Source organism: Stenotrophomonas sp. HMSC10F07, from assembly GCF_001807895.1.
GTDB lineage: Bacteria > Pseudomonadota > Gammaproteobacteria > Xanthomonadales > Xanthomonadaceae > Stenotrophomonas > Stenotrophomonas sepilia.
The window spans coordinates 21,988-44,824 of the sequence record NZ_KV791387.1; the positions used below are offsets into that span (position 1 = coordinate 21,988).

The 22,837-nt window shown below is 66.7% G+C and carries 21 protein-coding genes; 10 read left to right on the forward strand and 11 right to left on the reverse strand.

Annotated features, from left to right (window positions below; translation table 11 throughout):
- Positions 1-90 precede the first annotated feature (90 nt).
- Positions 91-753, forward strand: coding sequence for an exopolysaccharide biosynthesis protein (locus HMPREF3114_RS10780; protein ID WP_053497388.1), 663 nt, complete (start codon positions 91-93; stop codon positions 751-753).
- 88 nt (positions 754-841) lie between these two features.
- On the opposite strand, the gene HMPREF3114_RS10785 is transcribed toward HMPREF3114_RS10780, so the two are convergent.
- From HMPREF3114_RS10785 to HMPREF3114_RS10795, 3 genes are all read right to left on the reverse strand, one after another.
- Entirely contained in the window at positions 842-2,152 is a 1,311-nt protein-coding gene (locus HMPREF3114_RS10785; protein ID WP_053497386.1) for a PQQ-dependent sugar dehydrogenase, read from the reverse strand.
- Complete coding sequence (locus HMPREF3114_RS10790) at positions 2,145-2,585, reverse strand: DUF2231 domain-containing protein (RefSeq protein WP_053497385.1); 441 nt, start codon at positions 2,583-2,585, stop codon at positions 2,145-2,147. The genes HMPREF3114_RS10785 and HMPREF3114_RS10790 overlap by 8 nt, the downstream gene beginning before the upstream one ends.
- A 108-nt stretch (positions 2,586-2,693) precedes the next feature.
- Positions 2,694-3,104, reverse strand: a complete 411-nt coding sequence (locus HMPREF3114_RS10795; RefSeq protein WP_229298491.1) for a hypothetical protein — start codon at positions 3,102-3,104, stop codon at positions 2,694-2,696.
- A 251-nt stretch (positions 3,105-3,355) separates the two neighbouring features.
- On the opposite strand from HMPREF3114_RS10795, the gene HMPREF3114_RS10800 reads away from it, so the two are divergent.
- Positions 3,356-5,122 carry a S8 family serine peptidase gene (locus HMPREF3114_RS10800; protein WP_070489766.1) on the forward strand — a complete coding sequence of 589 codons (1,767 nt, stop codon included), beginning with the start codon at positions 3,356-3,358 and terminating at the stop codon, positions 5,120-5,122.
- Positions 5,122-5,700, forward strand: a complete 579-nt coding sequence (locus HMPREF3114_RS10805) for a hypothetical protein (RefSeq protein ID WP_053497379.1) — start codon at positions 5,122-5,124, stop codon at positions 5,698-5,700. The genes HMPREF3114_RS10800 and HMPREF3114_RS10805 overlap by 1 nt, the downstream gene beginning before the upstream one ends.
- A gap of 211 nt (positions 5,701-5,911) precedes the next feature.
- On the opposite strand, the gene HMPREF3114_RS10810 is transcribed toward HMPREF3114_RS10805, so the two are convergent.
- Genes HMPREF3114_RS10810 through cyoA form a run of 5 tightly spaced genes read right to left on the reverse strand, consistent with a single transcriptional unit; the run spans position 5,912 to position 10,457 of the window.
- A complete protein-coding gene (locus tag HMPREF3114_RS10810; protein ID WP_053497377.1) occupies positions 5,912-6,592 on the reverse strand; it encodes an SCO family protein in 681 nt (226 codons plus the stop codon).
- 11 nt (positions 6,593-6,603) lie between these two features.
- Complete coding sequence (gene cyoD, locus HMPREF3114_RS10815; protein WP_005411473.1) at positions 6,604-6,936, reverse strand: cytochrome o ubiquinol oxidase subunit IV; 333 nt, start codon at positions 6,934-6,936, stop codon at positions 6,604-6,606.
- Position 6,937: 1 nt separating this feature from the next.
- Positions 6,938-7,573 (reverse strand): cytochrome o ubiquinol oxidase subunit III, encoded by a 636-nt coding sequence (gene cyoC, locus HMPREF3114_RS10820; RefSeq protein ID WP_005420033.1) that lies wholly within the window; start codon positions 7,571-7,573, stop codon positions 6,938-6,940.
- On the reverse strand, positions 7,570-9,546 hold the full coding sequence (gene cyoB, locus HMPREF3114_RS10825; RefSeq protein ID WP_053497375.1) for a cytochrome o ubiquinol oxidase subunit I: 1,977 nt from the start codon (positions 9,544-9,546) through the stop codon (positions 7,570-7,572). The genes cyoC and cyoB overlap by 4 nt, the downstream gene beginning before the upstream one ends.
- Positions 9,547-9,551: 5 nt before the next feature.
- A complete protein-coding gene (gene cyoA / locus HMPREF3114_RS10830) occupies positions 9,552-10,457 on the reverse strand; it encodes a ubiquinol oxidase subunit II (protein WP_005420037.1) in 906 nt (301 codons plus the stop codon).
- 183 nt (positions 10,458-10,640) lie between these two features.
- Here cyoA and HMPREF3114_RS10835 point away from each other — a divergent pair, with 183 nt between their 5' ends.
- Genes HMPREF3114_RS10835 through HMPREF3114_RS10850 form a run of 4 tightly spaced genes read left to right on the forward strand, consistent with a single transcriptional unit; the run spans position 10,641 to position 14,513 of the window.
- Positions 10,641-12,056: an aminotransferase-like domain-containing protein gene (locus HMPREF3114_RS10835; RefSeq protein ID WP_053497373.1), complete on the forward strand. Its 1,416-nt coding sequence runs from the start codon at positions 10,641-10,643 to the stop codon at positions 12,054-12,056.
- A 55-nt stretch (positions 12,057-12,111) separates the two neighbouring features.
- Positions 12,112-12,390: a hypothetical protein gene (locus HMPREF3114_RS10840; protein WP_229765995.1), complete on the forward strand. Its 279-nt coding sequence runs from the start codon at positions 12,112-12,114 to the stop codon at positions 12,388-12,390.
- Complete coding sequence (locus HMPREF3114_RS10845; protein WP_053497371.1) at positions 12,390-12,989, forward strand: DUF6436 domain-containing protein; 600 nt, start codon at positions 12,390-12,392, stop codon at positions 12,987-12,989. Before HMPREF3114_RS10840 ends, HMPREF3114_RS10845 begins: the two co-directional genes overlap by 1 nt.
- A 9-nt stretch (positions 12,990-12,998) precedes the next feature.
- Entirely contained in the window at positions 12,999-14,513 is a 1,515-nt protein-coding gene (locus tag HMPREF3114_RS10850) for an aminotransferase-like domain-containing protein (protein WP_053497368.1), read from the forward strand.
- 261 nt (positions 14,514-14,774) lie between these two features.
- Here the strand turns inward: HMPREF3114_RS10850 and HMPREF3114_RS10855 are convergent, their stop codons facing one another.
- Both HMPREF3114_RS10855 and HMPREF3114_RS10860 read right to left on the reverse strand, forming a co-directional pair.
- Positions 14,775-16,076 (reverse strand): aminotransferase class V-fold PLP-dependent enzyme, encoded by a 1,302-nt coding sequence (locus HMPREF3114_RS10855; protein ID WP_053497366.1) that lies wholly within the window; start codon positions 16,074-16,076, stop codon positions 14,775-14,777.
- Positions 16,076-18,478 carry a TonB-dependent receptor plug domain-containing protein gene (locus HMPREF3114_RS10860; protein ID WP_080375058.1) on the reverse strand — a complete coding sequence of 801 codons (2,403 nt, stop codon included), beginning with the start codon at positions 18,476-18,478 and terminating at the stop codon, positions 16,076-16,078. Before HMPREF3114_RS10860 ends, HMPREF3114_RS10855 begins: the two co-directional genes overlap by 1 nt.
- 201 nt (positions 18,479-18,679) lie before the next feature.
- On the opposite strand from HMPREF3114_RS10860, the gene HMPREF3114_RS10865 reads away from it, so the two are divergent.
- Genes HMPREF3114_RS10865 through HMPREF3114_RS10875 form a run of 3 tightly spaced genes read left to right on the forward strand, consistent with a single transcriptional unit; the run spans position 18,680 to position 21,326 of the window.
- Positions 18,680-19,507, forward strand: coding sequence for an AraC family transcriptional regulator (locus HMPREF3114_RS10865; protein ID WP_053497362.1), 828 nt, complete (start codon positions 18,680-18,682; stop codon positions 19,505-19,507).
- A gap of 13 nt (positions 19,508-19,520) precedes the next feature.
- On the forward strand, positions 19,521-20,600 hold the full coding sequence (locus HMPREF3114_RS10870) for an alpha/beta hydrolase family protein (RefSeq protein ID WP_053497360.1): 1,080 nt from the start codon (positions 19,521-19,523) through the stop codon (positions 20,598-20,600).
- A 54-nt stretch (positions 20,601-20,654) separates the two neighbouring features.
- The gene (locus HMPREF3114_RS10875; RefSeq protein ID WP_053497358.1) at positions 20,655-21,326 is read left to right on the forward strand and encodes a VOC family protein; all 672 of its coding nucleotides are present in this window, start codon (positions 20,655-20,657) and stop codon (positions 21,324-21,326) included.
- 1 nt (position 21,327) lies between these two features.
- Here HMPREF3114_RS10875 and HMPREF3114_RS10880 read toward each other — a convergent pair whose 3' ends face one another.
- The gene (locus HMPREF3114_RS10880; RefSeq protein WP_053497452.1) at positions 21,328-22,740 is read right to left on the reverse strand and encodes a TPM domain-containing protein; all 1,413 of its coding nucleotides are present in this window, start codon (positions 22,738-22,740) and stop codon (positions 21,328-21,330) included.
- Positions 22,741-22,837 lie beyond the last annotated feature (97 nt).

Sequence of the window (22,837 nt, forward strand, 5' to 3'; positions counted from 1 at the left end):
CCCACGTTGGCCGGGATACTGCGGGAGCCTGTGCGTCCCCCACCGCAGGACGGCCCGTTGACCGCCCTTCCCTGGAGAACCTTGCGACGCATGACCTACCGTGCCCCCGAAACCAATGACAGCGCGCCCCTGGCCCAGCAGATCGAGCAGATGATCGACGAGCTGCCCGGCGACCAGGTGAGCGTCGGCACCCTGCTCAGCGCGCTGGGCGATGAGGGCCTGCTGCTGATCGTGATCCTGCTCTCGGCCATCTTCATCATTCCGGTGTCGATTCCCGGGCTGAGTACGGTGTTTGGCGCCTCGATCCTGCTGATCGGCCTGAGCCGGGTGCGCAACCGCCCGCTGTGGGTGCCACAGAAGCTGGCCCGCCGCGAGATCGCCACCGACAAGCTGAAGACCAACCTCGGCCGTGCGCTGAAATGGGTGCACCGCATGGAGCGGCTGTCGCGGCCGATGCGGCTGGCGGTGATGGTGCGCTCGAAGAAGATGATGCGCCTGAACAACCTGATGCTGGTGTTCGCGACCCTGCTGTTGATGGCGCCGGCCGGGCCGATTCCCTTCAGCAACACGCTGCCCGCATTGGCGCTGATGTCCTTCGCCATCGGCTTCATCCAGCGCGACGGCGCAGCGGTAGCGGCCGGTTATGGCTTCGTGGTGGCCACGGCGGTGTATTTCGGCGTACTGCTGGGTGGCGTGGGGTTTGCTGCCGAGTCGGTGTTCAGCGGGTTCCGCAGCGGTACTGCGGAACTGTAGAGCCGAGCCCACGCTCGGCTGCTCTTCGACCTGTACGCGGAAACCCCGCGCTGCGCGCGTAAGCCGAGCATGGCTCGGCTCTACAGAACTACTTGGCCGACACCCGCCACACCACGTCGCCCACGTCGTCGGCCACCAGCAGCGCGCCTTCGGCGTCCATGGCCATGCCCACCGGTGCACCCATCAGGGTCTTCTCGTCCTTCGAGGTGAAGCCGCTGACCACGGTCTGCGGGCGCCCGGTCGGCTTGCCGTCCTTGAACGGTACATACACCACTTCGTAGCCGCTCAGCGGTGAACGGTCCCAGCTGCCGTGCTCGCCGATGAAGGCACCGCCGTGATACTGCGTCGGCAGCGCCTGGCCGGTGTAGAACAGCAGGCCCAGCGGCGCCACGTGCGAGCCGATGGCGTAATCCGGCACGATTGCCTTGGCCACCAGGTCCGGCCGCTGCGGCTGCACGCGTTCGTCCACGTGCTGCCCGTAGTAGCTGTAGGGCCAGCCGTAGAAGCCATCTTCCTTCACCGAGGTGAGGTAGTCAGGCACCAGGTCGGCACCGATCTCATCGCGTTCGTTTGCTACCGCCCACAGCTTCCCGGTACTCGGCTCCCAGTCCAGCCCGGTCGGATTGCGGATGCCCGAGGCGTAGATGCGGCTGCCACGGGTGGCCACGTCCACTTCCAGCACCACCGCACGGCGGTATTCGACGGCCAGGCCGTTCTCGGTGATGTTGCTGTTGGAGCCCACGCCCACATACAGCTTGCGGCCATCACGGCTGGCCAGCAGTTCCTTGGTCCAGTGATGGTTGATGGTGCTGGGCAGGTCGGTGAACTCGCGGCCCTTGTCCGACATGCGGGTTTCGCCGGGCACGTAGTGGTACTGCATGATGTTGCCGGTGTTGGCCACGTACAGCGTGTCGCCGATCAGCTGGATGCCGAACGGCGAATGCAGGCCCTCGATGTAGACATGCTGGGTCCACGTGCTCGTTCCCGGCGTGCGGCGCAGCAGGGTGACCCGGTTCCCGCCCTTGCCGGCCTTGCCCGAGCGCGCTTTGACCTTGCCGGCAATCCACTGCTTGGGCGTGGTGACCGGTTCTTCGCCGGGGCCGTTGCCTTCCACCACCAGTACATCGCCATTGGGCAGGGTCAGCAGGCGCCGCGGATGCTGCAGGTTGGCGGCGATGCGCTCGATCTTCAGGCCCTCGGCCACCGTGGGGGTCTGCCCATCAGCCCAGCCGACGCCCTTGGGCACCTGCATCGGCGGCATCAGGAAGTTGGCCGGCTTGGGCAGCGGCGGCTGCGGGCCCGACTGGTCGGCGGGATGGTATTCAGCCTTGCCGGCGCAGGCCGACAGCATCACGGCCAGCGCCAGGGCGCCCACGGTGGGCAGGATGTGCTTAGCCATGACGACCTCCCTGCAGCACCGGCGGCTGCAGTGACAGCAGGATCAGGCCCAGTGCGATCAGGACCACCGTCAACGCCGACAGGATCGTGCCCGGCACCGCAACGGCGTACGCATCGCGGCTGTGCACGAAGGCGTTCCAGATGGCCAGCACCACCGCGACCAGGTTGAGGAAGAAGTCGATGCGGTCGATGCGGGTGGCGGTACCGTTGCGGCGCCAGACCGCGAACAGGTTGATCAGGCGCGGCACGATGGCGATCAGCAGGCCGAAGGTGATCAGCCAGGCAGCGGCCTTGCCCCACATCACCTCGGCGCTGTTGAGATAGATCGCGTCGAAGATCAGTGCGCCGACGAAGAAGCCGAAAGGTATCGGGTTCAACAGGCTGAACAGTGTGGTGCCGAGGCCGCGATGGGCCTGGGCGAGCGGATTGACCATCATCGTGCTCCGTGCGGAAGGGTGCACGGGCTGTAGTAGCACAGCCGCGTGTGAGGGGGCGCGATGATGCCCCGGCAGGACTGCCGCACCGGCCGGGCAGGCACCTCACTACGCGGGCTCGTCCTCGCGCACCTCGTGGAAGGGCAGCATCGTCTCGAAGCCGAATTCGTGTTCCATGCTGGTGCGGACCAGGCCGCCGATGGCGTAGTAGCTGGTATTGGCGTGCACATCGATGCCACAGGGACCATCCTCAGCCAGCAGGTGCAGTGTCTGCGCCCTACGCATCTTCACTCTTTCCTCCTGCAGCAGCGTGCGTCGGTGCCGCTTCATCAGCAAGCGCAACTGTTTGATCGTGGTGATATTGAATGTGGCGAGCGCCGGCAGCAGCTCGGCGATATCCGCATCGGTCCAGTAATCATGGCGACGGTGGTACATCGACAGCACCACCTTGCGGATGACGGCAACCGAGAGCGGAGTCTGGTCCGCGCGCGCACGGGCACGCTGGCGTGCCTTCTTCATGTGTGACTTCACCTGCATGTGATTACCCACGTTTCCCGTACCTCGAAGCAAGCGCGCGAAGATGGCGTGAAGGTATTCGCGTGACCTGTCATAACTTGGCGTACTAAGTGTTTGTGACGCAATTGGCACATTCGCACATTGCGGGCGTGAAGAGGTAGGGGGTTCTTCGTTGTGTCGCGTTTGGCTCGTTGCGATGGGGCAGTTCCGCCCCGCCGTCCTGCCATGCCGATTCACAACAGAAGGATTCGTGTATGAAGCGACACACGCAACGCTCCGCGCCACCGCGCTCTGCGCGCCTGGCCCTCGCCACTGCCTTGGTACTGGGCAGCCTGGCCGCCACCGCCCAGGCCCAGCAGGCCGATCCACTGGCGGCAATACAGTGGCACCTGCTCAACACCGGGCAGACGGTCCCGGCTGACACGCTACCGGTGGCCGGCAACGATCTGAACGTGGATGGCCTGTTCCGCAATGGCATCCGCGGCCAGGGCGTCACCATCGCCATCGTCGATGACGGCCTGCAGATCGCGCATCCGGACCTGGCGGCCAACGTGGCCGCGGTGGCCGGCAAGAACTTCACCAATGGCTCGAACAACCCCACCCCGACCAACCCGGATGTCGACAACCACGGCACCATGGTCGGCGGCATCGCCGGCGCGGTGGGCGCCAACAACCTGGGCGTGCGCGGTGTGGCCCCGGCGGCGACGTTGAAGGGCTTCAACCCGATTTCGCGCTCGGCCCTGGGCAACCAGCAGAGCAACATCGAGTACGCCTGGTGGGACGGCGCGGAATCGGCCGACGTGCAGGTGTTCAACAACAGCTGGGGCGCCGGCCCGGGCAATCCGAACCTGCCGCTGGCGTACAGCGAAAACACGATTCGTTCGTACGAGCAGGCACTGTCGGGCACGCGCGGTGGCCGCGGCGGCATCTACGTGAAGTCGGCCGGCAACAACTTCAACAATGCCTCGATCAGCCAGACCCAGGATGTCTGCACCACCGACACCAAGAACCGCAACACCGGCTGCGTGCCGGCCGGCCGCGATCCGCGCAACAACCTGTTCAACGTGATCACCGTGGGCGCGGTGCGCGCCGATGGCGTGCGCTCATCGTACTCCTCCACCGGCTCGGCGCTGTGGGTGTCGGCCTTTGGCGGTGAGTACGGCCTGCAGGCGCAGTACGCGCCCGGCCTGGTGGCACGCGCGTACGACCCGGCGATCGTCACCACCGATGTGACCGGGTGCGCGCAGGGCAGCAACAAGAACACCAACCGCCAGAACACGCTGGACAGCAACCTGTCGGCCATCGACAGCACCTGCAACTACACCGCCAAGATGAACGGCACCTCGGCATCGGCGCCGATGGTATCGGGCGTGGCGGCACTGGTGCTGGAAGCCAATCCGAACCTGTCCTATCGCGATGTGAAGTACATCCTGGCCACTACCGCCACCCGCAACCACCCGAACCAGCCGGCGGTGACGCTGGCCGACGGGCGCACGCTGGTGCCGGGCTGGACGGTGAATGCCGCCGGCCGTGCCTACAGCAACTGGTATGGCTTCGGCGTGGTCAACGCTGCACGTGCAGTGCAGGTGGCCGAGAACTTCCAGTCGCTCGGTGCACTGGTCGACAGCGGCTGGCGCACCACGACGCGTACCGTGGCCATCGGCAACACTTCGGCCGCCGCGGCACGCCTGACCTTCCAGTTGGCCAACGGCGCGCGCAACATCGAAAGCGTGCAGCTGGGCTTCCGGGTCAACCACCGCAACACGCGCCAGCTGCAGTTCGTGCTGGTGTCGCCCAGCGGCACGCGCAGCGTGGTGCAACCGGCGTTCACCGCGATCGGTTCGGGCACGGGTGGCGCGCAGAGCAACTTCACCAGCTGGGACCTGCTGTCCAGCAATGCCTTCCTGGATGAGAATGCCAGCGGCACCTGGACGCTGGAAGTGACCGACATGGGGCAGGCCGCGACCGCAGCTTCGCGCGGCAACCTCGAATTCTTCAAGATCCGCGTTCTGGGGCACTGATGATGAAGACCACCATTCTGTTGAGCACGCTCGCCCTCGCGGCGATGATCTCCCCTGCCTGGGCACAGAGCTCGGGGCAGACTCCTCCGGCCAGGACCCTGTCGACCGTGGATGCGCAGGAACTGAAGGCGTCCGCTACCGGCCGCGCGTTCGATGTGGGCGGCACGCGTTTCCAGCTGTCCCCCTCGGCCACGGTGAAGCAGGCCAGCGGCGGCCAGTTCACGATCACCCCGCAGGCGGCGGCGACCACCAGCTCGCGTACCAAGCGTTCGCTGGATGGCGCAGCGGCGGCACCTGCTGATGCCGGTGCCGGCAAGTTCGCGGCGGCGGTCTCCCGTGACGGCGCGCCGGTGGTGGCGACGTCGCGGGTCAAGGTGTTCTTCACCGATGCAGCCTCGGCCCAGCGCGCAGCCGCCGCCACTGGCGGTACCGTGGTGAAGGTCTCCAAGGCTTCAGGCCAGGCCATCGTGGAGTACCCGTCGGTGAACGCGGCGCTGGATGCGACCACCAGGCTGCTGTCCACCGCCGGTATCCGCGCGACCGAGCCGGACGTGGTGCAGTGGGAAGAAACCAAGTAAGGCGTTGAGTGGTGCCCCTGGCCGGTTGGCTCTCCTGGCCGGCCGGGGGATTGGTCCTGCGAGGGGCGGCGAGCATGTAGAGCCGAGCCTATGCTCGGCTGCTGTCTGCTCGGTGCGCGCGTATCGCGTTGAGCCGAGCATGGGCTCGGCTCTACAGCTGTGCCAACCAAGGTTGGCACCTGCCGGGGGCAGTGGTCAGCACCCACCGGCGTCAGCGGGCGGCGAGTGTGCCGCTGTGCTTGAGGTGGCAGCTGGCCAGTGCGTCGTTGCCTGCCGCTGGATGGGCCGGTTCCAGCAGCAGGCGCTGCACGTCGGAGAACAGCTTGTCCACCGGCATGCCGTAGGGTGCGAACAGGCGCAGGCGGCCCTGGCGGTCGAACACGTAGCCACCGGCGATGTGGCTCATGGTGTAGGTATCCGGTACCTGGCCGGGCTCCTTTTCGTAGAACGCCTTGAAGTCGCTGGCCATCGCCGCCAGCTGTGCTTCGTTGCCGACCAGCGCGATCGCCTTGGGATCGAAGGCTTCCACATAGGTGCGCGCGACCTCGGGCGTGTCACGCGCCGGGTCGACGCTGACGAACACCACCTGCAGCTGGTCGGCATCCCTGCCCATCAGGTGCTTGACCTGGCTCAGCTCGACCATGGTGGTCGGGCACACGTCCGGGCAGCTGGTGAAGCCGAAGAACAGATAGGTCACCTGGCCCTGCAGGTCCTTCGGGCCACGCACGGTGCCGTGGCTGTCGGGCATCGACCACTGTTGGCCAAGTTCTTCGCAGGCAATGTCCTTGGAATAGAAGTCCATGCGCGACTGCGCACTGCAGCCGACCAGCAGGCCGAGCAGCAGGCCTGCGGCCAGCCGCAGGCCACGATGGGAGAACGCAATGCCTTTCACGGTTCGCAGGCTCAGTTGATCATCATGTGGTAGTGCATGCTCCAGATGATCCAGACCGACAGCGCGACGATGATGAACAGGATCACCAGGGTGAACACGAAGCTGGCCAGGTTCCAGCCGCCTTCGGACTTGCGGTCCATGTGCAGGAAATAGACCAGCTGCACCAGGATCTGTGCCACCGCGAAGCCGACCAGCAGGAACAGCGTGAGCGGCCGCGACAGCACCGGGTTCATCACCAGCGCGAACGGCACCACGGTCAGCAGCGCGCACAGCACGAAGCCGATCAGGTAGGACTTGGTGGAGCCGTGCGCATTGCCGGCGCGCGAGGTTTCGACGTGGGCCATGTCAGAAGGCTCCGATCAGGTAGACGAAGGTGAAGACGCAGATCCACACCAGGTCCAGGAAGTGCCAGAACAGGCTCAGGCACGAAACGCGGGTGATGTTGGTCGGGGTCAGGCCACGGCGGTAGACCTGGTGCATGACCACCGCCATCCAGATCAGGCCGCTGGCGACGTGCAGGCCGTGGGTGGCGACCAGCGCAAAGAACGCCGACAGGTAGGCACTGGTGCTCGGGCCTGCGCCTTCGTGGATCAGGTGCGAGAACTCGTAGATTTCCATGCCGATGAACGAGGCACCGAGCACGAAGGTCACGCCCAGCCAGCGCAGCACCGCCGACGCATCATGGCGATGCATCGCCAGCACGGCCTGGCCGTAGGTGATGCTGGACACCAGCAGCAGGAAGGTCTCGGCCATCACGAACGGCAACGAGAACAGCTCCTTGCCGGTAGGGCCGCCGGCGTAGGCGGTGCTGAGCACCGCGTACGAGGCGAACAGCGAACCGAACAGCACCAGGTCGGACATGAGGTAGACCCACATGCCGAACACCTTCATGCCGCCCTGCTCGTGGCTGTGGTCGTGCTCGTGGTGGTCCTCGTGCGCCTGCGTGTCGCTGGCCAGCTCGGGGCGGGTCAACAGGTTCATGCGCGCACCTCCTTCAGCTTGGCAAGGTTGGCCGCTTCGGTGCGCGCCACCTCTTCGGAACTGACGTAGTAGTCCACGTCCTCGTCGTAGGACCGCACGATCAGGGTGACGATCATCGCGATGAAGCTGGCCGCGGCCATCCACCAGATGTGCCAGACCAGGGCGAAGCACAGCACCAGGATCCAGATGTTGAGGATCAGCGGCACGCCGGTGTTCTTCGGCATGTGGATCGGGGCGTACGTCTTCGGCGGCGGCGGCAGGCCGCGCTTCTTCGCTTCATGGAAGGCGTCAAGCTCGTCGGCCTTGGGCACCACGGCGAAGTTGTAGAACGGCGGCGGCGACGGCGTGGCCCATTCCAGCGTGCGTGCGTTCCACGGGTCGCCGGTCAGGTCCAGGTTGCGCTTGCGGTCGCGCACGCTCACGTAGATCTGCACCAGCATCAGGATGATGCCCGCGAACACGAACAGCGCGCCGATGAAGGCGGCGATCAGGTACGGCGTCCACGCCGGGTTGTCGTACTGGTTCATGCGGCGGGTCATGCCCATGAAGCCCAGCATGTACAGCGGCATGAAGGCCAGGTAGAAGCCGATCACCCAGCACGCGAACGACCACTTGCCCAGGCGCTCGTTGAGGGTGAAGCCGAACACCTTCGGGAACCAGTACGCGAAGCCGGCCAGGTAGCCGAACAGCGCGCCACCGATGATGGTGTTGTGGAAGTGCGCGACCAGGAACAGGCTGTTGTGCAGCAGGAAGTCCGCGCCCGGGATGGCCAGCAGCACGCCGGTCATGCCACCAATGGTGAAGGTAACCAGGAAGGCGATGGTCCACAGCATCGGCACGCTGAACTCGACGCGGCCGCCGTACATGGTGAACAGCCAAGTGAAGATCTTCACGCCGGTGGGAATGGCGATGATCATCGTCATGATGCCGAAGAAGGCGTTGACGCTGGCACCGGAACCCATGGTGAAGAAGTGGTGCAACCAGACGATGAACGACAGGATGCCGATCGCCAGCGTTGCACCGACCATCGACTTGTAGCCAAACAGCTTCTTGCGCGCGAACGTGGCGGTGACTTCAGAGAAGATGCCGAACGCCGGCAGCACCAGGATGTACACCTCCGGGTGGCCCCAGGCCCACACCAGGTTCACGTACATCATCGGGTTGCCACCCAACGTGTTGGTGTAGAAGTTGAAGTCCAGGTAGCGGTCCAGGGTGAGCGCACCCAGCGCCACGGTCAGGATCGGGAAGGCGGCGATGATGATCACGCTGGTGACCAGCACGGTCCAGGTGAACACCGGCATCTTCATCAGGGTCATGCCCGGCGCACGCATGCGCAGGATGGTGATGAACAGGTTGACGCCGGTCAGCAAGGTGCCGATGCCCGAAGCCTGCAATGCCCAGATGTAGTAGTCCACGCCCACGCCTGGACTGAACTCGATGCCCGACAGCGGCGGATAAGCCACCCAGCCGGTCATGGCGAATTCGCCAACGCCCAGCGAGATCATCATCAGCGCTGCGCCGACCACGAAGATCCAGAAGCTGAAGGCGTTGAGGAACGGGAACGCCATGTCGCGAGCGCCGATCTGCAACGGCACGATGATGTTCATCAGGCCGACCACGAACGGGGTGGCCACGAAGAAGATCATGATCACGCCGTGCGCGGTGAAGATCTGGTCGTAGTGCTCCGGTGGCAGGAAGCCATCACTGCCCGGCCCGGCCGCCGCCAGCTGCGCGCGCATCATCAGCGCATCGGCGAAGCCACGCACCAGCATGACCAGCGCCACCACCACGTACATGATGCCGATCTTCTTGTGGTCCACGGTGGTGAACCAGTCACGCCACAACGGGCCCCACAGCTTGAAGTACGTCACCGCGCCAAGCAGCGCGAGGCCACCCAGCACCATGGCCACCAATGTGACCACGACGATCGGCTCGTGCAGCGGCACGGCCTCCCACGTCAATTTACCCAACATGTTCGTTACTCCTGGGAAACCTGGGCACCGCCGGCAGCGCCCGCCGGGGTAGCCGCAGCGGTGTTCTCACCGACGCCGATGAACTGGTCGATGACCTTCTTGAACAGCAGCGGTTCAACACTGGAGAAGTGCTGCACCGGTGCGTTCTTCGACGGCGCGGCCAGCGCCTTGAACTGCGCGAAGCTGAGCGCGTCCGGCGCGCTGCGCACCTCGGCCACCCAGCGCTCGAAGTCTTCGTTGCTGCTGGCGGTGGCAATGAACTTCATGTTCGAGAAGCCATGCCCGCTGTAGTTGCCGGACATGCCACGGAACTGGCCAGGCTCGTTGGCGATCAGGTGCAGCTGCGTGCGCATGCCCGCCATCGCGTAGATCTGCCCGCCCAGCTGCGGGATGAAGAAGGTATTCATCGTCGAGTTGGAGGTGATGTTGAACGCCAGCGGGCGGTTGGCCGGGAAGTTGAGCTGGTTGACCGTGGCGATGCCCAGGTCCGGGTACACGAACACCCACTTCCAGTCGGTGGCGATCACGTCCACGTGCAGCGGTTCACCGGCCACGTCCAGCGGCTTGTACGGGTCCAGCTCGTGGGTCGACTTCCACACGATCACTGCCAGGCCGGCAATGATCAGCAGCGGCACGCCCCAGACCACGATTTCCACCTTGGTGGAGTGCGACCAGTCCGGCGTGTATTTCGCTTGGGTGTTGCCGGCGCGGAAGCGCCAGGCGAAAACGAAGGTCAGCACAATGGCCGGTATCACCACGATCAGCATCAGGCCGATGCAGATCAGGATCAGGTCGCGCTGGGCGAGCCCGACCATGCCCTTCGAATCCAGCAGCACCCAGTCACAGCCCGACAGGCCGACGCAGGCCAGGGCGACCAGCGCCAGGCGGATGCGGTTCCAGCAGATATTCATTGGAGGTCAACCCTGTTGAAGAAGCGCGCTTGACCGGCTCGCCTGCGCGCAGCGCCCGGGCGTGGAGCGGCTACACTGTGGGTACGAGGTCGCCTACAAGAGGGCGAACCACTCCAATCAAGCCCATACAAGATACATCATTGTATGGACTTGTGCACCTGCACGTATGGAAAAACCTGACCGATGACGCCACCTGCCGCCGGCCGCCGCCTGAAACACCCCAATCGCACCTGGGTTCGCCCTTTCCGCGAGGGCGCCGGCCCGCTCTACCTGCAGATTGCCCAGCAGGTGCGCGAGGCGGTGGATGACGGCGTGCTGCGCCCGGGCGACCGCCTGCCGCCGCAGCGCGACCTGGCCCAGCAGGTGGGCGTGGACCTGACCACGGTTACCCGGGCGTTCGCCGAGCTGCGCCAGGCCGGCCTGCTCGACGCGCAGGGCGCCGGCGGCACCTTCATCGCGCTGTCGGCCGGAAACCGCAGCACCTCGGTGGACCTGAGCATGAACATCCCGCCGCTGCTGGGCAGCGCGCCGTTCGCACAGGGCATGGAGGCCGGTTTCCAGCACGTCGGGCAGCAGCTGGGCCAGGGCGAACTGATGAGCTACCACGTCGGCGCCGGCACCCGCGAGGACCGCGCCGCCGCCGTGCAGTGGCTGTTACCGATGCTGGGGATGGTCGGTGCCGACCAGGTGGTGATCTGCCCCGGTGCGCAGACCGCACTGTGCGCGCTGATCCTGGCCCGCACCCAGCCGGGCGAGCTGATCGCCGCCGAGCAGCTGACCTACCCGGGCCTGCTGGCCGCCGCGCGCGTGCTGCAGCGGGGCGTGGTGCCGGTAGCGATGGACGCCGAAGGCATGCTGCCCGATGCGCTGGAAGAAGCCTGCCAGCTGCGCCGCCCGCGCCTGCTGTACCTGGTACCGACCATCCAGAACCCGACCACGGCAACGATGTCGGCACAACGCCGGCAGGCCCTGTTGGCGGTCGCCAAGCGCCACGATCTGACCGTGATCGAAGACGATCCCTACTGGTTGCTGGCCGGGGACGCCGCACCGCCGCTGGCCGCCCACCGCGACGCCGGCTGCCCGGTGTATTACATCTCCACCCTGTCCAAGTGCCTGGCACCGGGCCTGCGCACCGCCTACCTGGTGGTGCCGGCCGGCGAACCGATGGAACCGGTGCTGGACGCCCTGCGTGCGATCGCGCTGATGCCGACCCAGTCAATGGTGGCGGTGGCCTCGCAGTGGATCCGCAGCGGCAAGGCCCAGGACATGGTGCAGCGCTTCCAGCAGGAGCTGCGCGAGCGCCAGGCGATTGCTGCGCAGTACTTGCCGTCCCGTGCCCAGGCCCATCCGGCCGGCCTGCATGTGTGGCTGCCGCTGCCGCCACGGCTGGACCAGTACCGGCTGATCCAGGCCGCGCAGGAACAGGGGCTGGGCATCGCCAGTTCCGACGCCTTCAGCGTGGAAGAACCGCCTCCGGGCAACGCGATCCGCCTGTCACTGGGCGGCGCGGTTGACCAGGGTGCGCTCGCCGGGGCGCTGGCCAAGCTGAACGAGATCCTGTCGGAGGCCCCCGAGGCCCGGCATAACGCCATCGTCTGAACCGGGTGCATGGCACTTCATCCATACAAGATGATATTTTGTATGCAATGTATGGATGAAGGGACGTGCCTCGATGCGCGCGGAGAAACTGAAGTTCCACCTGGTGATGGCCGGCTGCGGTGGCTTTGTGGTGCTGATGCTGGCCGCGCTGGCCTGGGTCTGCCTGCAGCCGCAGACCGTGGAGGTGCAGGCCGCCGAACGCCACGCCATCGAGCAATGCGTGCATCGCAGCGAGGATCCGTCGCGTAGCGAGATCCAGCGCCGGGCGCAGGCCGATTCCTGCCGCGAGATGCGCAAGCAATATGTGCACAAGTTCGGCGGGGACGCGTCCTGATGGGCGCAGCCGCGCCGCGTCGCCGCTGGTTGCTGCCGACGATGATCGCCCTCGCCTGCCTGTTCATGGCCGGCGTGGCGGCGGCGCTGTGGCAGTACTTCGGCTACAGCGCGCAGTCCACGTTCACCGAACAGGCCATCGTCTTCGACGACTCGCAGCTGCGCCTGCCGGCCGATCTGGCCGGTAATACCGGCCGCATCCGCGTGGTGCATTTCTGGGACCCGGCCTGCGGCGTGTGCAACCGCGAGACTGGTGCGCACCTGAGCTACCTGATCAGCATGTACCGCCGCGCCGGCATCGACTTCTACGCGATCCGTCGCCCTGGCACGCAGGGCGAACTGCCCGAGCCGCTGCGCAACAAGGTGATCAACCTGCCGACCATCGATGGCATCGAGCACATTCCGGCCAGCCCTGCCGTGGCGATCTGGGACCGGCAGGGTCATCTGGCCTACGCTGGGCCGTACAGCATCGGCATGGTCTGCAACTCGGCCAACAGTTTCGTCGAACCGCTGCTGGACAGACTGGTGCGCGGCGAATCCGTGCGCCCGAAAGGACTGCTCGCCGTGGGCTGTTACTGCCCGTGGCAGGCCAAGCGCTGAGGACGCGCAATGACATCACTGGCTCTGGGTGGCGTGGCCGCCGCAAACAACAACGGCGGTCACCTGTCCGAACCGACCGATGGTTATGGACAGGCTCCCGCCGTTGGAAGCAACGATACGCCCCGACATGCTCCGTACATGCCGCGACCGGATGTCGCAGCGCGCGAATGGGTGCAGGACGTGCTCGCGCACAACGGGCCGATCTATCTGCGCATCGTCAATTCGCTGGAGCGCACGGTGCGTCGCGGTGGTCTTGCACCGGGGCAGCGCCTTCCCTCGCAGCGCGCGTTGGCGCAGCAGCTCGGCGTCGACCTGACCACGGTAACGCGGGCATTCGATGAAGCGCGCAAGCGCGGCCTGATCGAAGCGCGTGGGCCACAAGGCAGTTTCATCGCACCGCCCAAGGCTGGCTTCGACCAGGTGGTGGACCTGAGCATGAACGTGCCACCGGTACCCGATGCCGACGCGCTGGCCGAGACCCTGCGCCGCGGTGCCGCCGCCGTGCTTGCGCGCAGCAATGCACCGAACCTGATGACCTACCACCTGGGCGGCGGCAACCCGACCGACCGCCATGCGGCAGCGCGCTGGCTGCAACCGATGCTGGGCACGGTGGACGATGCCTGCCTGCTACTGACCGAAGGCGCCCAGGTGGCGCTGGCCGCGATCCTGCTCAGCCAGGGCCGCGATGGCGACGCGATCCTGTGCGATGCGCTGGTCTATCCGGGCCTGCTGCAGGCCGCAGCGGCGCTTGGCCGGCGGCTGCTGCCGGTGGACTGCGACGAACACGGCATGTGCCCTGAAGCGCTGGTGCGGCAGGCACGCGGGAGTGGCGCGCGGCTGCTCTATCTCAACCCCACCTGCCAGAACCCGACCGCGCTGACGTTGCCGTTGCAGCGGCGCGAAGCGCTGGCGCGTGTGCTGGAGAGTGAAGGCCTGCTGGCGATCGAGGATGATCCGTACTGGCACCTTGCCGAAGAGGCGCCGGTACCCCTGGCGATGCTGGCACCGCGCCATGTGTTCCATGTGGCGACGCTGTCGAAGGTGATCAGCCCGGGCCTGCGCACCGCCTTCGTGCGCTGCCCGAGTGCCGCGCATGCCGAGGCGATGACCGCCGCGCTGCGGGCGACGCGGCTGATGGGCCATCCATTGGTGTCGGCGCTGGCCAGCCAACTGTTGCTGGATGGTTCGGCACAATCGCTGCTGGCGCAGGTGCGTGCCGAGGCGCGCGAGCGCGTGCGCATGGCCCGCTACCTGCTGGCGCCGTCGCTGCTGCTGCGCGCCGAAGGCCTGCATGCCTGGTGCAGGGTACCAGCGCCATGGACCGACGCCACGCTGGTGCGTACCGCGCAGCTGCAGGGGCTGGCCATCGCTCCTTCATCGGCGTTCTGTCCGCCCGGGGTGCAGCATCAGCACGGCATGCGGCTGTCGTTGGGGCTGGCGGCGGACCGACGGCAGCTGGAGAGCGCGTTGCGGCGGGTTGACCGGCTGCTGTTGTCGGACGCGTTGCCGGCGATCGAGCGGTAGCCCTGGAATGGGATGTGCCGACCAACGGTCGGCACCCACCCGACCGGTAGTGCCGGCCGCTGGCCGGCGGAAGATTCTCCGGCACGGTTGGAATGTGCCAACCAAGGTTGGCACCCACCAGATCGGAGGTAGATCGTGGAATGGGATGTGCCGACCAACAGTTGGCACCCACCCGACCGGTAGCGCCGGCCGCTGGCCGGCGGAAGATTCCCCGGCACGGTGGGAATGTGCCAACCAAGATTGGCACCCACCAAAGCAGGGTCAGGCCAGGGCCGCGAGGGCCTGTACCAGCGCATCCATCTGCGCCGGCCGGGTGAACACCGACGGCGTCACCCGCACGCAGGCGCCGGAGTCCAACCCGTCACGATGCGTGGTGAACACGCGATGCTCGTCCAGCAGGCGCTTCTGAAGCGCCATGTTGTCTGCCACGCTGGTGCGCCCGCGCAGGCGGAAGCTGGCCAATGCGCTGGCCAGCGCCGGATCAGGCGACGACAGCACTTCGATATGCGCCATCTGCCGCGCAGGGACGGTCCAGCGCTCGCGCAGGTAGCGCAGGCGCGCCTGCTTGTTGGCCGCGCCGATACGCTGGTGCAGCCCGATCGCTTCCGGCAGCGCCAGGTAAGCGGCGAAGTTGACCGTGCCGGTGTGCACACGGCTGCCCACGCGGCCATCGTCGGTCTCGCCCATGTACGGGTCCAGGTCCGCAACGCGGCCCTTGCGCACATACATCGCGCCGACGCCGACCGGCGCACCGATCCACTTGTGCAGGTTGATGCCAACGAAATCGGCCTTGAGCTGCGGCACCGCGTAGTCGATCTGGCCAAACCCGTGTGCGGCATCAACGATCACGTCGATGCCGCGTGCGCGCGCACGTTCGGCGATTTCGGCCACCGGCAGCACCAGTCCATGGCGATGGCTGACCTGGGTCAGCAGCACCAGTTTCAGGCGAGGCAGCCGCGCGAACGTAGCCTCGTAGGCCTGCAGGATCTGCGCATGGTCGGGCACTGCCGGCAGCGCGATGCGCTCGGCCTGCACGCCGCGGCGCTGCTGCAGCCAGCGCATCGCGCCGATCATGCTGTCGTAGTCGATATCGGCGTACAGCACCTGGTCGCCGGGCTGCAGGCGGTTGTAGCCGCCGATCAGCGCCAGCATCGCCTCGGTGGCACCGCGGGTCAGTGCGATCTCGTCGGCGCCCACGCCCAGCAGTTCGGCCACCTGCCGCTGCACCGCCATGTACTGCGCCGGGAACTCACGGCGGCCATACCAGGCATTGCCTCGGTTCACTTCCGCGGTGTGGCGCTGGTAGCTGGCCAGCGTCTCGCGGCCCATCGCGCCCCAGTAGCCGTTCTCCAGATGGTTCACTTCGTCGGTGACATCGAAGTGGCTGGCCACGGCGGCCCAGTAGTTTTCATCGCGGGCCAGCACGTCCGGCGCCACGGTCGTTGCGGGAATCTGCATGGACGCAGCGTAACGCGTGGCAGCCATGGCCGGCAGTGAAGAAAGTGCGGCTGCGGCCGGCAGCAAGGTGCCGGCACGCAACAGGGAGCGGCGGGCCGGGTCCATCAGAAGCTCAGCCGGTACTGTGCGTACAGCTTGGCGCCGTCGGTGTCGTACGGCGCGTTGCGCGAGTAGACCAGGCCGCGACTGGCCTGGAAGGTGGCTTCGTCCGGATAGCGGTCGAATACGTTGTCGGCCCCCACACGCAGGCTGTGATGTTCGTTGATGCGATAGCCGACGGCCAGGTCGAGGAAGCTCATCGCGCCGAAGCGCTGGTAGATATCGCCCACTGCATTGCCGCTGGAATCGGTCCAGGCGCCGTAGTAGCGCATGCGTGCCATCAGCGACCAGGCGCCGATGTCCCAGCTGCCGGTCAGGCTGCCCTTGTGCTCGGGCAGGCGATCTTCGAACAGCACGCGCTGGGTCTCGTTGGTGGCCACCGAGGTGCTGCCGTTGTCCACGCGGGTGCGGTTGTAGTTGTAGGCCAGGGTCAGCGTCATGCGGCCGGCGCCGAGATCGCGCAGGTAGTTGCCGACCACGTCCACGCCGGTAGTGGTGGTATCGAAGTCGTTGGTGAAATAGTTCACCGAGGTATAGCCCAGCGGATTGGGCGTACCGGCCGGAATGGCGAAACTGGCCGACTGGCTGAAGCGGTCGCTGAGCTTGATCTGGTAGACATCCACCGAGCCGGACAGGCCCAGGTCGGTGCGCCAGGCCAGGCCCAGCGACGCGGTACGCGATTGTTCCGGCTTCAGCGGCCTGGCGCCGAGCAGCTGCGCCAGCGGATCGTTCGGCGACAGACGGCCACTGGTGAAGATCTGCAGCGTGCGCGTATCCAACCCCTGGGTGGTGCTGGTGGTATTGAGCTGCGCCGGCGTCGGCGCACGGAAGCCGCTGGACACGGTACCGCGCAGGGCTACGTCCGGGGTGATCGCGAAGCGCGCCGAGAGCTTGCCGTCCAGCGTGCTGCCGAAGCTGGAAAAGTCCTCGTAGCGGCTGGCCGCACCGATGCTCCAGCGCTCGCCCAGCGGTACTTCCATGTCCACGTAGGCGGCCTTGCTGCGCTGGCTCCACTGCCCGGCCTGGCTGGCCGAGAAGCCGGGCGCGCCATTGGAATTGGCCTCCAGGCCTGCAGCCGCGCCCGGACCCACCGCGTACGAGGCCGGGTCGCCGGCACGCACCTGGTAGGTCTCCTGGCGGAACTCGCCACCGAAGGCGACGTTGACCGGCTGGGACAGCGCGGCCACGTCCCACTCGTAGTTGAAGTCTGCGTTGGCGTTCTTCTCGGTCTGGGTCAGTCGGCCAAGATCGAACGCGGTCGGGCTGGCCGGGCCGAGCGAGGCATTGATCGAGTTCTTCAAGCTGTAGTCGATGGCGTTTCGGCCATACGAGGCGCTGACATCCCAGCGCAGCTTGGGCGTGATCTCGCCGCGCAGGCCACCGACCAGCTGCAGGTCGTTCTGGACGTTGCCGTACTGCGGGCTGAAGCCGACCGGATACAGCGAGCGCAGGTTCCAGCCCGGGAAGATGGCGGTGGTGCGGTACGCACCGGTGGTAGTGTCCGGATTGCGCCAGTTGAAATCACTGACGCCATCGCTGTGGCTGTACAAGCCGAAGGCATAGAACTCCAGCGTCTCGCTGGCATTGGCCTTCACGTTGAAGCCGACGCGGCGGCTTTCCAGTTCCGGCTGGCCCCAGCGCTGCACCGGATTGGGCACGTCCAGCTCCGGATGTGCAGCCTGGAAGGCGATCGCGTCCGGGCGCTGGCGCGTGCGCGAGGTAGCGTCGGAGTTGGACGATTCGGCGAACAGCACCAGGCTGCCATAGTCGCCCAGCGACCAGCCGGTGCGCGCACTGAAATCGCGCGAGGCACCGTCACCCTGCGCGTACTGCGAATAGCCGGCGGTGATCTCGCTACCCGGGCCATCCTCGAGGATGATGTTGATGACACCGGCGATGGCGTCCGAGCCGTACTGCGCCGACGCGCCATCACGCAGCACCTCGATGCGCTTGATCGCACTGGTGGGAATCTGTGCCAGATCAGCCGCCTGCGCACCGCGGTTGCCGAGCAGCGCGCTGCGATGGAAGCGGCGACCGTTGACCAGCACCAGGGTCTGGTCCGGCGACAGGCCACGCAGGGTGGCCGGACGCACGAACACCTGGCCGTCCGCCATCGGCAGGCGCTGCACCACGAATGATGGCACCAGCTGCGCCAGCACGTCCTTCAGGTCGGTGGATTCGACGGACCTGATGTCTTCCTTGCTGAACACATCCACCGGCGCCAGCGTTTCGAACTGGGTGCGGTTGGACGCGCGGGTACCGGTGACCAGCATCGCGTCGAGCTGGGTGGGCACGGCGCGGCTGCCGCCGGCGGCATCGACCGCATCGGCCTCCGCTGCAATCGCGCCTCCTGCGCTGGCCATGCAAAGGGCAAGGAGGATGGAACGCGAAAGCTTCGAACGATGCACGGCAGGGCTCCGGGAGGACGCGACAGGGCCAGCACCTGTGCACACACAACAGGCCTGGACAAGGCGCGCAGTCTCGGCGCGATGTGTGAAGGAGGCATGACGTCAGTGCGACAGCTTGAGTCCGCACAGGCGCAAGAACTGCTAAACGCCGCGCCTGCCGATCCGCTACTGTGCCCAGCATTGGATTCAAGGAACGGCAGGATGAGCGCGACAGGCAAGGCGTTGTGGTACATCGAAACCCACGCGGACCAGCCACTGGCGCTGGCCGACATTGCCGCTGCGGCGGGCCTGTCGCCATTCCATCTGTCGCGCCTGTTCCAGGCCCGCACCGGCACCTCGGTGGTGCGCTACCTGCGCGGGCGCCGCCTGACCGCTGCCGCGCAGCAGTTGGCCAACGGCGCCGGCGACATCCTGCAGGTGGCGCTGGGTGCCGGCTATACCACCCATGCCGCCTTCACGCGTGCCTTCAGCGAACAGTTCGGACAGACGCCGGAGCGCGTACGCGAACAGGGCACCGATGGGCTGGCGCTGGTGCAGGCGATCCGCATGGACGAGGCCCCGTCCGCCTGCATTGAAGCCCCCCGCCTGCTCGAGACGCCCGCGTTCCAGGTGGCCGGCATCGGCGTGCGGCATACCCGTGACAGTGGCGGCGCGATTCCCGGCCAGTGGGCGCAGCTCAACCGCGAATGGCCGATGCCGGCGCCGATCAGCTTCGGCGTGTGCTGCAACAGTGATGACAAGGGTGGCTTCGATTACATCGCGGCACTGCCGGCAAGCACGGTGCCGAGCGTGCCTGCGCACTGGCAACGCGTGGACATCCCGGCGCGCCGCTACCTAGTGGCCTGGCACAGCGGGCACATCTCGGCCATCCGCTCGACCTGGTTCTGGTTGCTGGATCATTATCTTCCTGCTTCCAACCTGAGCCTCGCCGATGCGCCGGATCTGGAGCGCTACGACGCCCGGTTCGACGAGCACACCGGCCAGGGCGGCGTGGAAATCTGGCTGCCCGTCGACGACCGTCCCCACTGACAAGGAGTTGAAGATGCGCATGACCGCTGCTGTGCTGGGAGCGATGCTGATGGCGTTCACAAGCACCGGCGCCGCTCGCGAAAGCGGGGTGGCCGGCGAGCGCCACGGCACAACGACGCTGGCCAGCGCGGCCGTGCGCGACGCAGAGCGCCGCGACGCCTTGCGCTACACGGTCTGGTATCCGGCACCTGCAGGCAGCCGGGAGACCGTGCTGACCATCGGTCCACCCGACGCGCCGCTGTTCGAGGTCGGCCGGTCGTCCAAGGATGCGCCGGTCGCCGGTGATCGCCTGCCGACCTTGCTGCTCTCCCATGGCAACGGCGGCAGCGCGCGCATGATGGGCTGGCTGGGCACCGCGTTGGCGCGGGCAGGCTATCTGGTGATCGCAGTTGATCATCCGGGCAACAACGGCGTTGACAGCATGACCCTGCCCGGCAGCGTGCTGACTTGGCTGCGCGCCGATGACCTGCGTGCCGCACTGGCGGCTGTGCAGGCCGATCCGGTGCTGGGCCCCCATGTCGATCCCGAGCGCCTGGGGGTCGCCGGATTCTCGGCCGGCGGCTACACCGCACTGGTGGCGGCCGGTGCGCGACCGGACCTGCAGCGACTGCTGGCCTTCTGCACGGCGCATCCGGATGACGGCGTCTGCCGGCCCCAGCAGGAAGCGGCCACGCACACGATGGAGGCGCGTGTTGCCGCTGCGGCGTCGCCCGAGCTGTCGCCGTGGATGTCCCACGCCAACGACGCGCGCGCCATTCCCGGCGTGCGCGCGGTGTTCCTGCTGGCACCGGCAATCGTGCAGGCCTTTGCGCCCGAGCAGCTCTCCTCGCTGGAACAGCCCGTGTCGATCGTACTGGGCGAGGCTGACACGGTTGCGCCACCGCAGACCAATGGCGAGGCTGCGCGTGCGGTGATTGCGGGCGCTGCACTGCAGGCGCTGCCCGGTGTCGGCCATTACGATTTCCTCGCCGCATGCACCCCGACCGGACAGCGGCGGCTGCAGGACCTGTGCAGGACGTCGGTGCCGAAGGCGCAGACCCACGCCCAGGCAGTGGACGCAGCAATACGATTCTTCAACCATTCACTGCGCTAGTGGCCGCCGGGCAGGCCCCAGCGTTACAGTGAGCGCGTCCATGGAGAATCGGTCATGCGCCTGCTTCACCTCACCCTGCCGGTGTCCGACGTCGCCACCGTCGCCGCGTATTTCCACGATGTGCTGCAGCAGCGCGTGGTCGGCAACCATGTGCACATCGGCTGGAGCACGATCGAACTGCAGGCGGCGGGTGATCACCCCGTCGGTGGCGTGCACCTGGCCTTCAACGTACCGGACAACCGCTTCAGCGAGGCGATGGCCTGGTTGCGCGAACGTACCCCGCTGCAACGTAATCCTGAGGGCCTGGATTACTTTGCGCTGGAGAGCAGCTGGCAGTCGCAGTCGGTGTACTTCACCGGTCCCGATGGCCTGATCCTCGAGTTGATCGGCCGGCGCCGTCTGCCAGTCAGCACGCGCGCAGGCGCTTTCCATGGCAGCGAGCTGACCTGCCTGAGCGAGGTTGGCCTGCCCAGCCACGATGTCGATGCGGTGCGCGAACAGTCCAGCCAGCGCTTCGGCCTGCAGCCGATCAGCCCGCCTTCGCCGCAGTTCGCACCGGTGGGCGACGACGAGGGCCTGCTGATCATCGTCGCCGCCGACCGTCGTTGGTTCCCCGAGCAGAAAGACCTGCCCAATGCGCAGGGCGTGCAGCTGCAGGTGGGTGATGTGAGCGGCAGCGGCGAACTGCGCGATGCGGCGCTGGGCTGGCGGGTGTGGGCGGCCTGAGCTACCAGCTGCCCGAAGCGCCGCCACCGCCGCTGCGACCACCGCCACCGGACCAGCCGCCGGAACTGCTCGAGGACGAACTCGACGACGAGGTGCTGGACGAGGAACGGTAGCCTTGGGACGACCTTTGTCCGCTGCGTGCTTTTTCGCCGGGCAACAGGGTGAACACCCAGATGAAGTACAGGAACAGCGTGCTTGCGCAGGACACGATCGTCGCCAACTCGCGTGCGTTCTCGTCGCTGGCCTGGTCGATGGCCAGCAGCGCGCCCAGCGCATAGCCGCCGGTCAACAGCACCAGCACCACCAGGCGCACGGCGAAGCTGTTGCGGTTCTTCCGCCAGCGCGCGCGGCCGGCCTGCACCAGGAAGAACACCAGCATGGCGGCAATGGCGACCGCCAGGTTCAGCAACGTGTGCAGGGCAAGGCTGGGCGGCAACTGACCACGAACCAGCATCACCATGAAGAAACCGATACTGACGGCCAACATGCCGGACAGCACGATGCGCACACCACGGCTGCGACGCCAGCACCACCCCAGCAGCGCCGCCACCGGTACGGCCGGTAACAGCACGAAGAACAGCGCAGGCAGCACATGCCGCGGCAGCAGCAGCGTCGCCGAAACCAACCCAGCGGCCATCACTGCCGTTACCAGCAACGGTCTGCCCCAGGCAGGCAATGTCGGCCAATTCGGCCTGGGCATTGCCGCATTGGCTGCCAGTGCCTTGCGCCGCCGCTCACGGCGCTTACCGCTGAACTCGGCCTCGGTCCTGGTGGCCAGCAGGCGTGGCGGTGATCGCCACAGACCGGCCAGGAACCCCACCAGCAAGGTCAGGGCAACGACCGAATCCCCTGTACGCCAATCCGCTGGCAACAGGTTGCGTGCGGATGAATCCTGCTCGGGCGGCAGCGGCTCGCCATCGATCAGCGCCACCAGCACCCTGCTGCCGTCCAGCATGCCCTGGTCCAGGTCTCCTTCGCGCAGGCGCGGCACGATCGCCTTGTCGATGATGCGCGCGGCATAGGCATCGGGAATGGTGCCTTCCAGGCCATAGCCTGTCTGGATGCGTACGCGCCTGTCCTGCACCGCCACCAGCAGCAACACCCCGTCATCGACACCGGCGCGGCCCAGCTGCCACTGGTCGAAGACACGCTGTGCATAGGCTTCGATGCCGTCATCGCCAACACTGGGCACCACCAGCACCTGCAGTTGCGCGCCTTTGCGTGCCTGCAGCTGCAATGCCTGCTCGCGCAGCGTGGCGCGGGTGCTGGCGGACAGCGCGTTGGCGGTGTCCACCACCGGGTCGTCCAGTGCCGGAATCGGGGCCGCCGCCAGCACTGGCAGCGGCAGCAGGCAGAGCAGCAGTGCCAGCCCTACCCACTGCCATGCGTTGCGCCACGGCAGCACCCGGCTCATGTGGACGCCGTGCCTTGCAATGGCGGTGCTGCGCATCATGCGAAACGGCATCCGTGTATGTCCTTGCCCCATGAACGGAAAAGCCGGCCGGATTACC

Coding starts and splice junctions, on each gene's coding strand:
- HMPREF3114_RS10780 (WP_053497388.1), top strand. CDS start 91: ATGACCTACCGTGCCCCCGAAACCAATGACAGCGCGCCCCTGGCCCAG.
- HMPREF3114_RS10785 (WP_053497386.1), bottom strand. CDS start 2,152: ATGGCTAAGCACATCCTGCCCACCGTGGGCGCCCTGGCGCTGGCCGTG.
- HMPREF3114_RS10790 (WP_053497385.1), bottom strand. CDS start 2,585: ATGGTCAATCCGCTCGCCCAGGCCCATCGCGGCCTCGGCACCACACTG.
- HMPREF3114_RS10795 (WP_229298491.1), bottom strand. CDS start 3,104: ATGAAGAAGGCACGCCAGCGTGCCCGTGCGCGCGCGGACCAGACTCCG.
- HMPREF3114_RS10800 (WP_070489766.1), top strand. CDS start 3,356: ATGAAGCGACACACGCAACGCTCCGCGCCACCGCGCTCTGCGCGCCTG.
- HMPREF3114_RS10805 (WP_053497379.1), top strand. CDS start 5,122: ATGATGAAGACCACCATTCTGTTGAGCACGCTCGCCCTCGCGGCGATG.
- cyoD (WP_005411473.1), bottom strand. CDS start 6,936: ATGGCCCACGTCGAAACCTCGCGCGCCGGCAATGCGCACGGCTCCACC.
- cyoC (WP_005420033.1), bottom strand. CDS start 7,573: ATGAACCTGTTGACCCGCCCCGAGCTGGCCAGCGACACGCAGGCGCAC.
- cyoB (WP_053497375.1), bottom strand. CDS start 9,546: ATGTTGGGTAAATTGACGTGGGAGGCCGTGCCGCTGCACGAGCCGATC.
- cyoA (WP_005420037.1), bottom strand. CDS start 10,457: ATGAATATCTGCTGGAACCGCATCCGCCTGGCGCTGGTCGCCCTGGCC.
- HMPREF3114_RS10835 (WP_053497373.1), top strand. CDS start 10,641: ATGACGCCACCTGCCGCCGGCCGCCGCCTGAAACACCCCAATCGCACC.
- HMPREF3114_RS10840 (WP_229765995.1), top strand. CDS start 12,112: ATGAAGGGACGTGCCTCGATGCGCGCGGAGAAACTGAAGTTCCACCTG.
- HMPREF3114_RS10845 (WP_053497371.1), top strand. CDS start 12,390: ATGGGCGCAGCCGCGCCGCGTCGCCGCTGGTTGCTGCCGACGATGATC.
- HMPREF3114_RS10850 (WP_053497368.1), top strand. CDS start 12,999: ATGACATCACTGGCTCTGGGTGGCGTGGCCGCCGCAAACAACAACGGC.
- HMPREF3114_RS10855 (WP_053497366.1), bottom strand. CDS start 16,076: ATGGACCCGGCCCGCCGCTCCCTGTTGCGTGCCGGCACCTTGCTGCCG.
- HMPREF3114_RS10865 (WP_053497362.1), top strand. CDS start 18,680: ATGAGCGCGACAGGCAAGGCGTTGTGGTACATCGAAACCCACGCGGAC.
- HMPREF3114_RS10870 (WP_053497360.1), top strand. CDS start 19,521: ATGCGCATGACCGCTGCTGTGCTGGGAGCGATGCTGATGGCGTTCACA.
- HMPREF3114_RS10875 (WP_053497358.1), top strand. CDS start 20,655: ATGCGCCTGCTTCACCTCACCCTGCCGGTGTCCGACGTCGCCACCGTC.
- HMPREF3114_RS10880 (WP_053497452.1), bottom strand. CDS start 22,740: ATGAGCCGGGTGCTGCCGTGGCGCAACGCATGGCAGTGGGTAGGGCTG.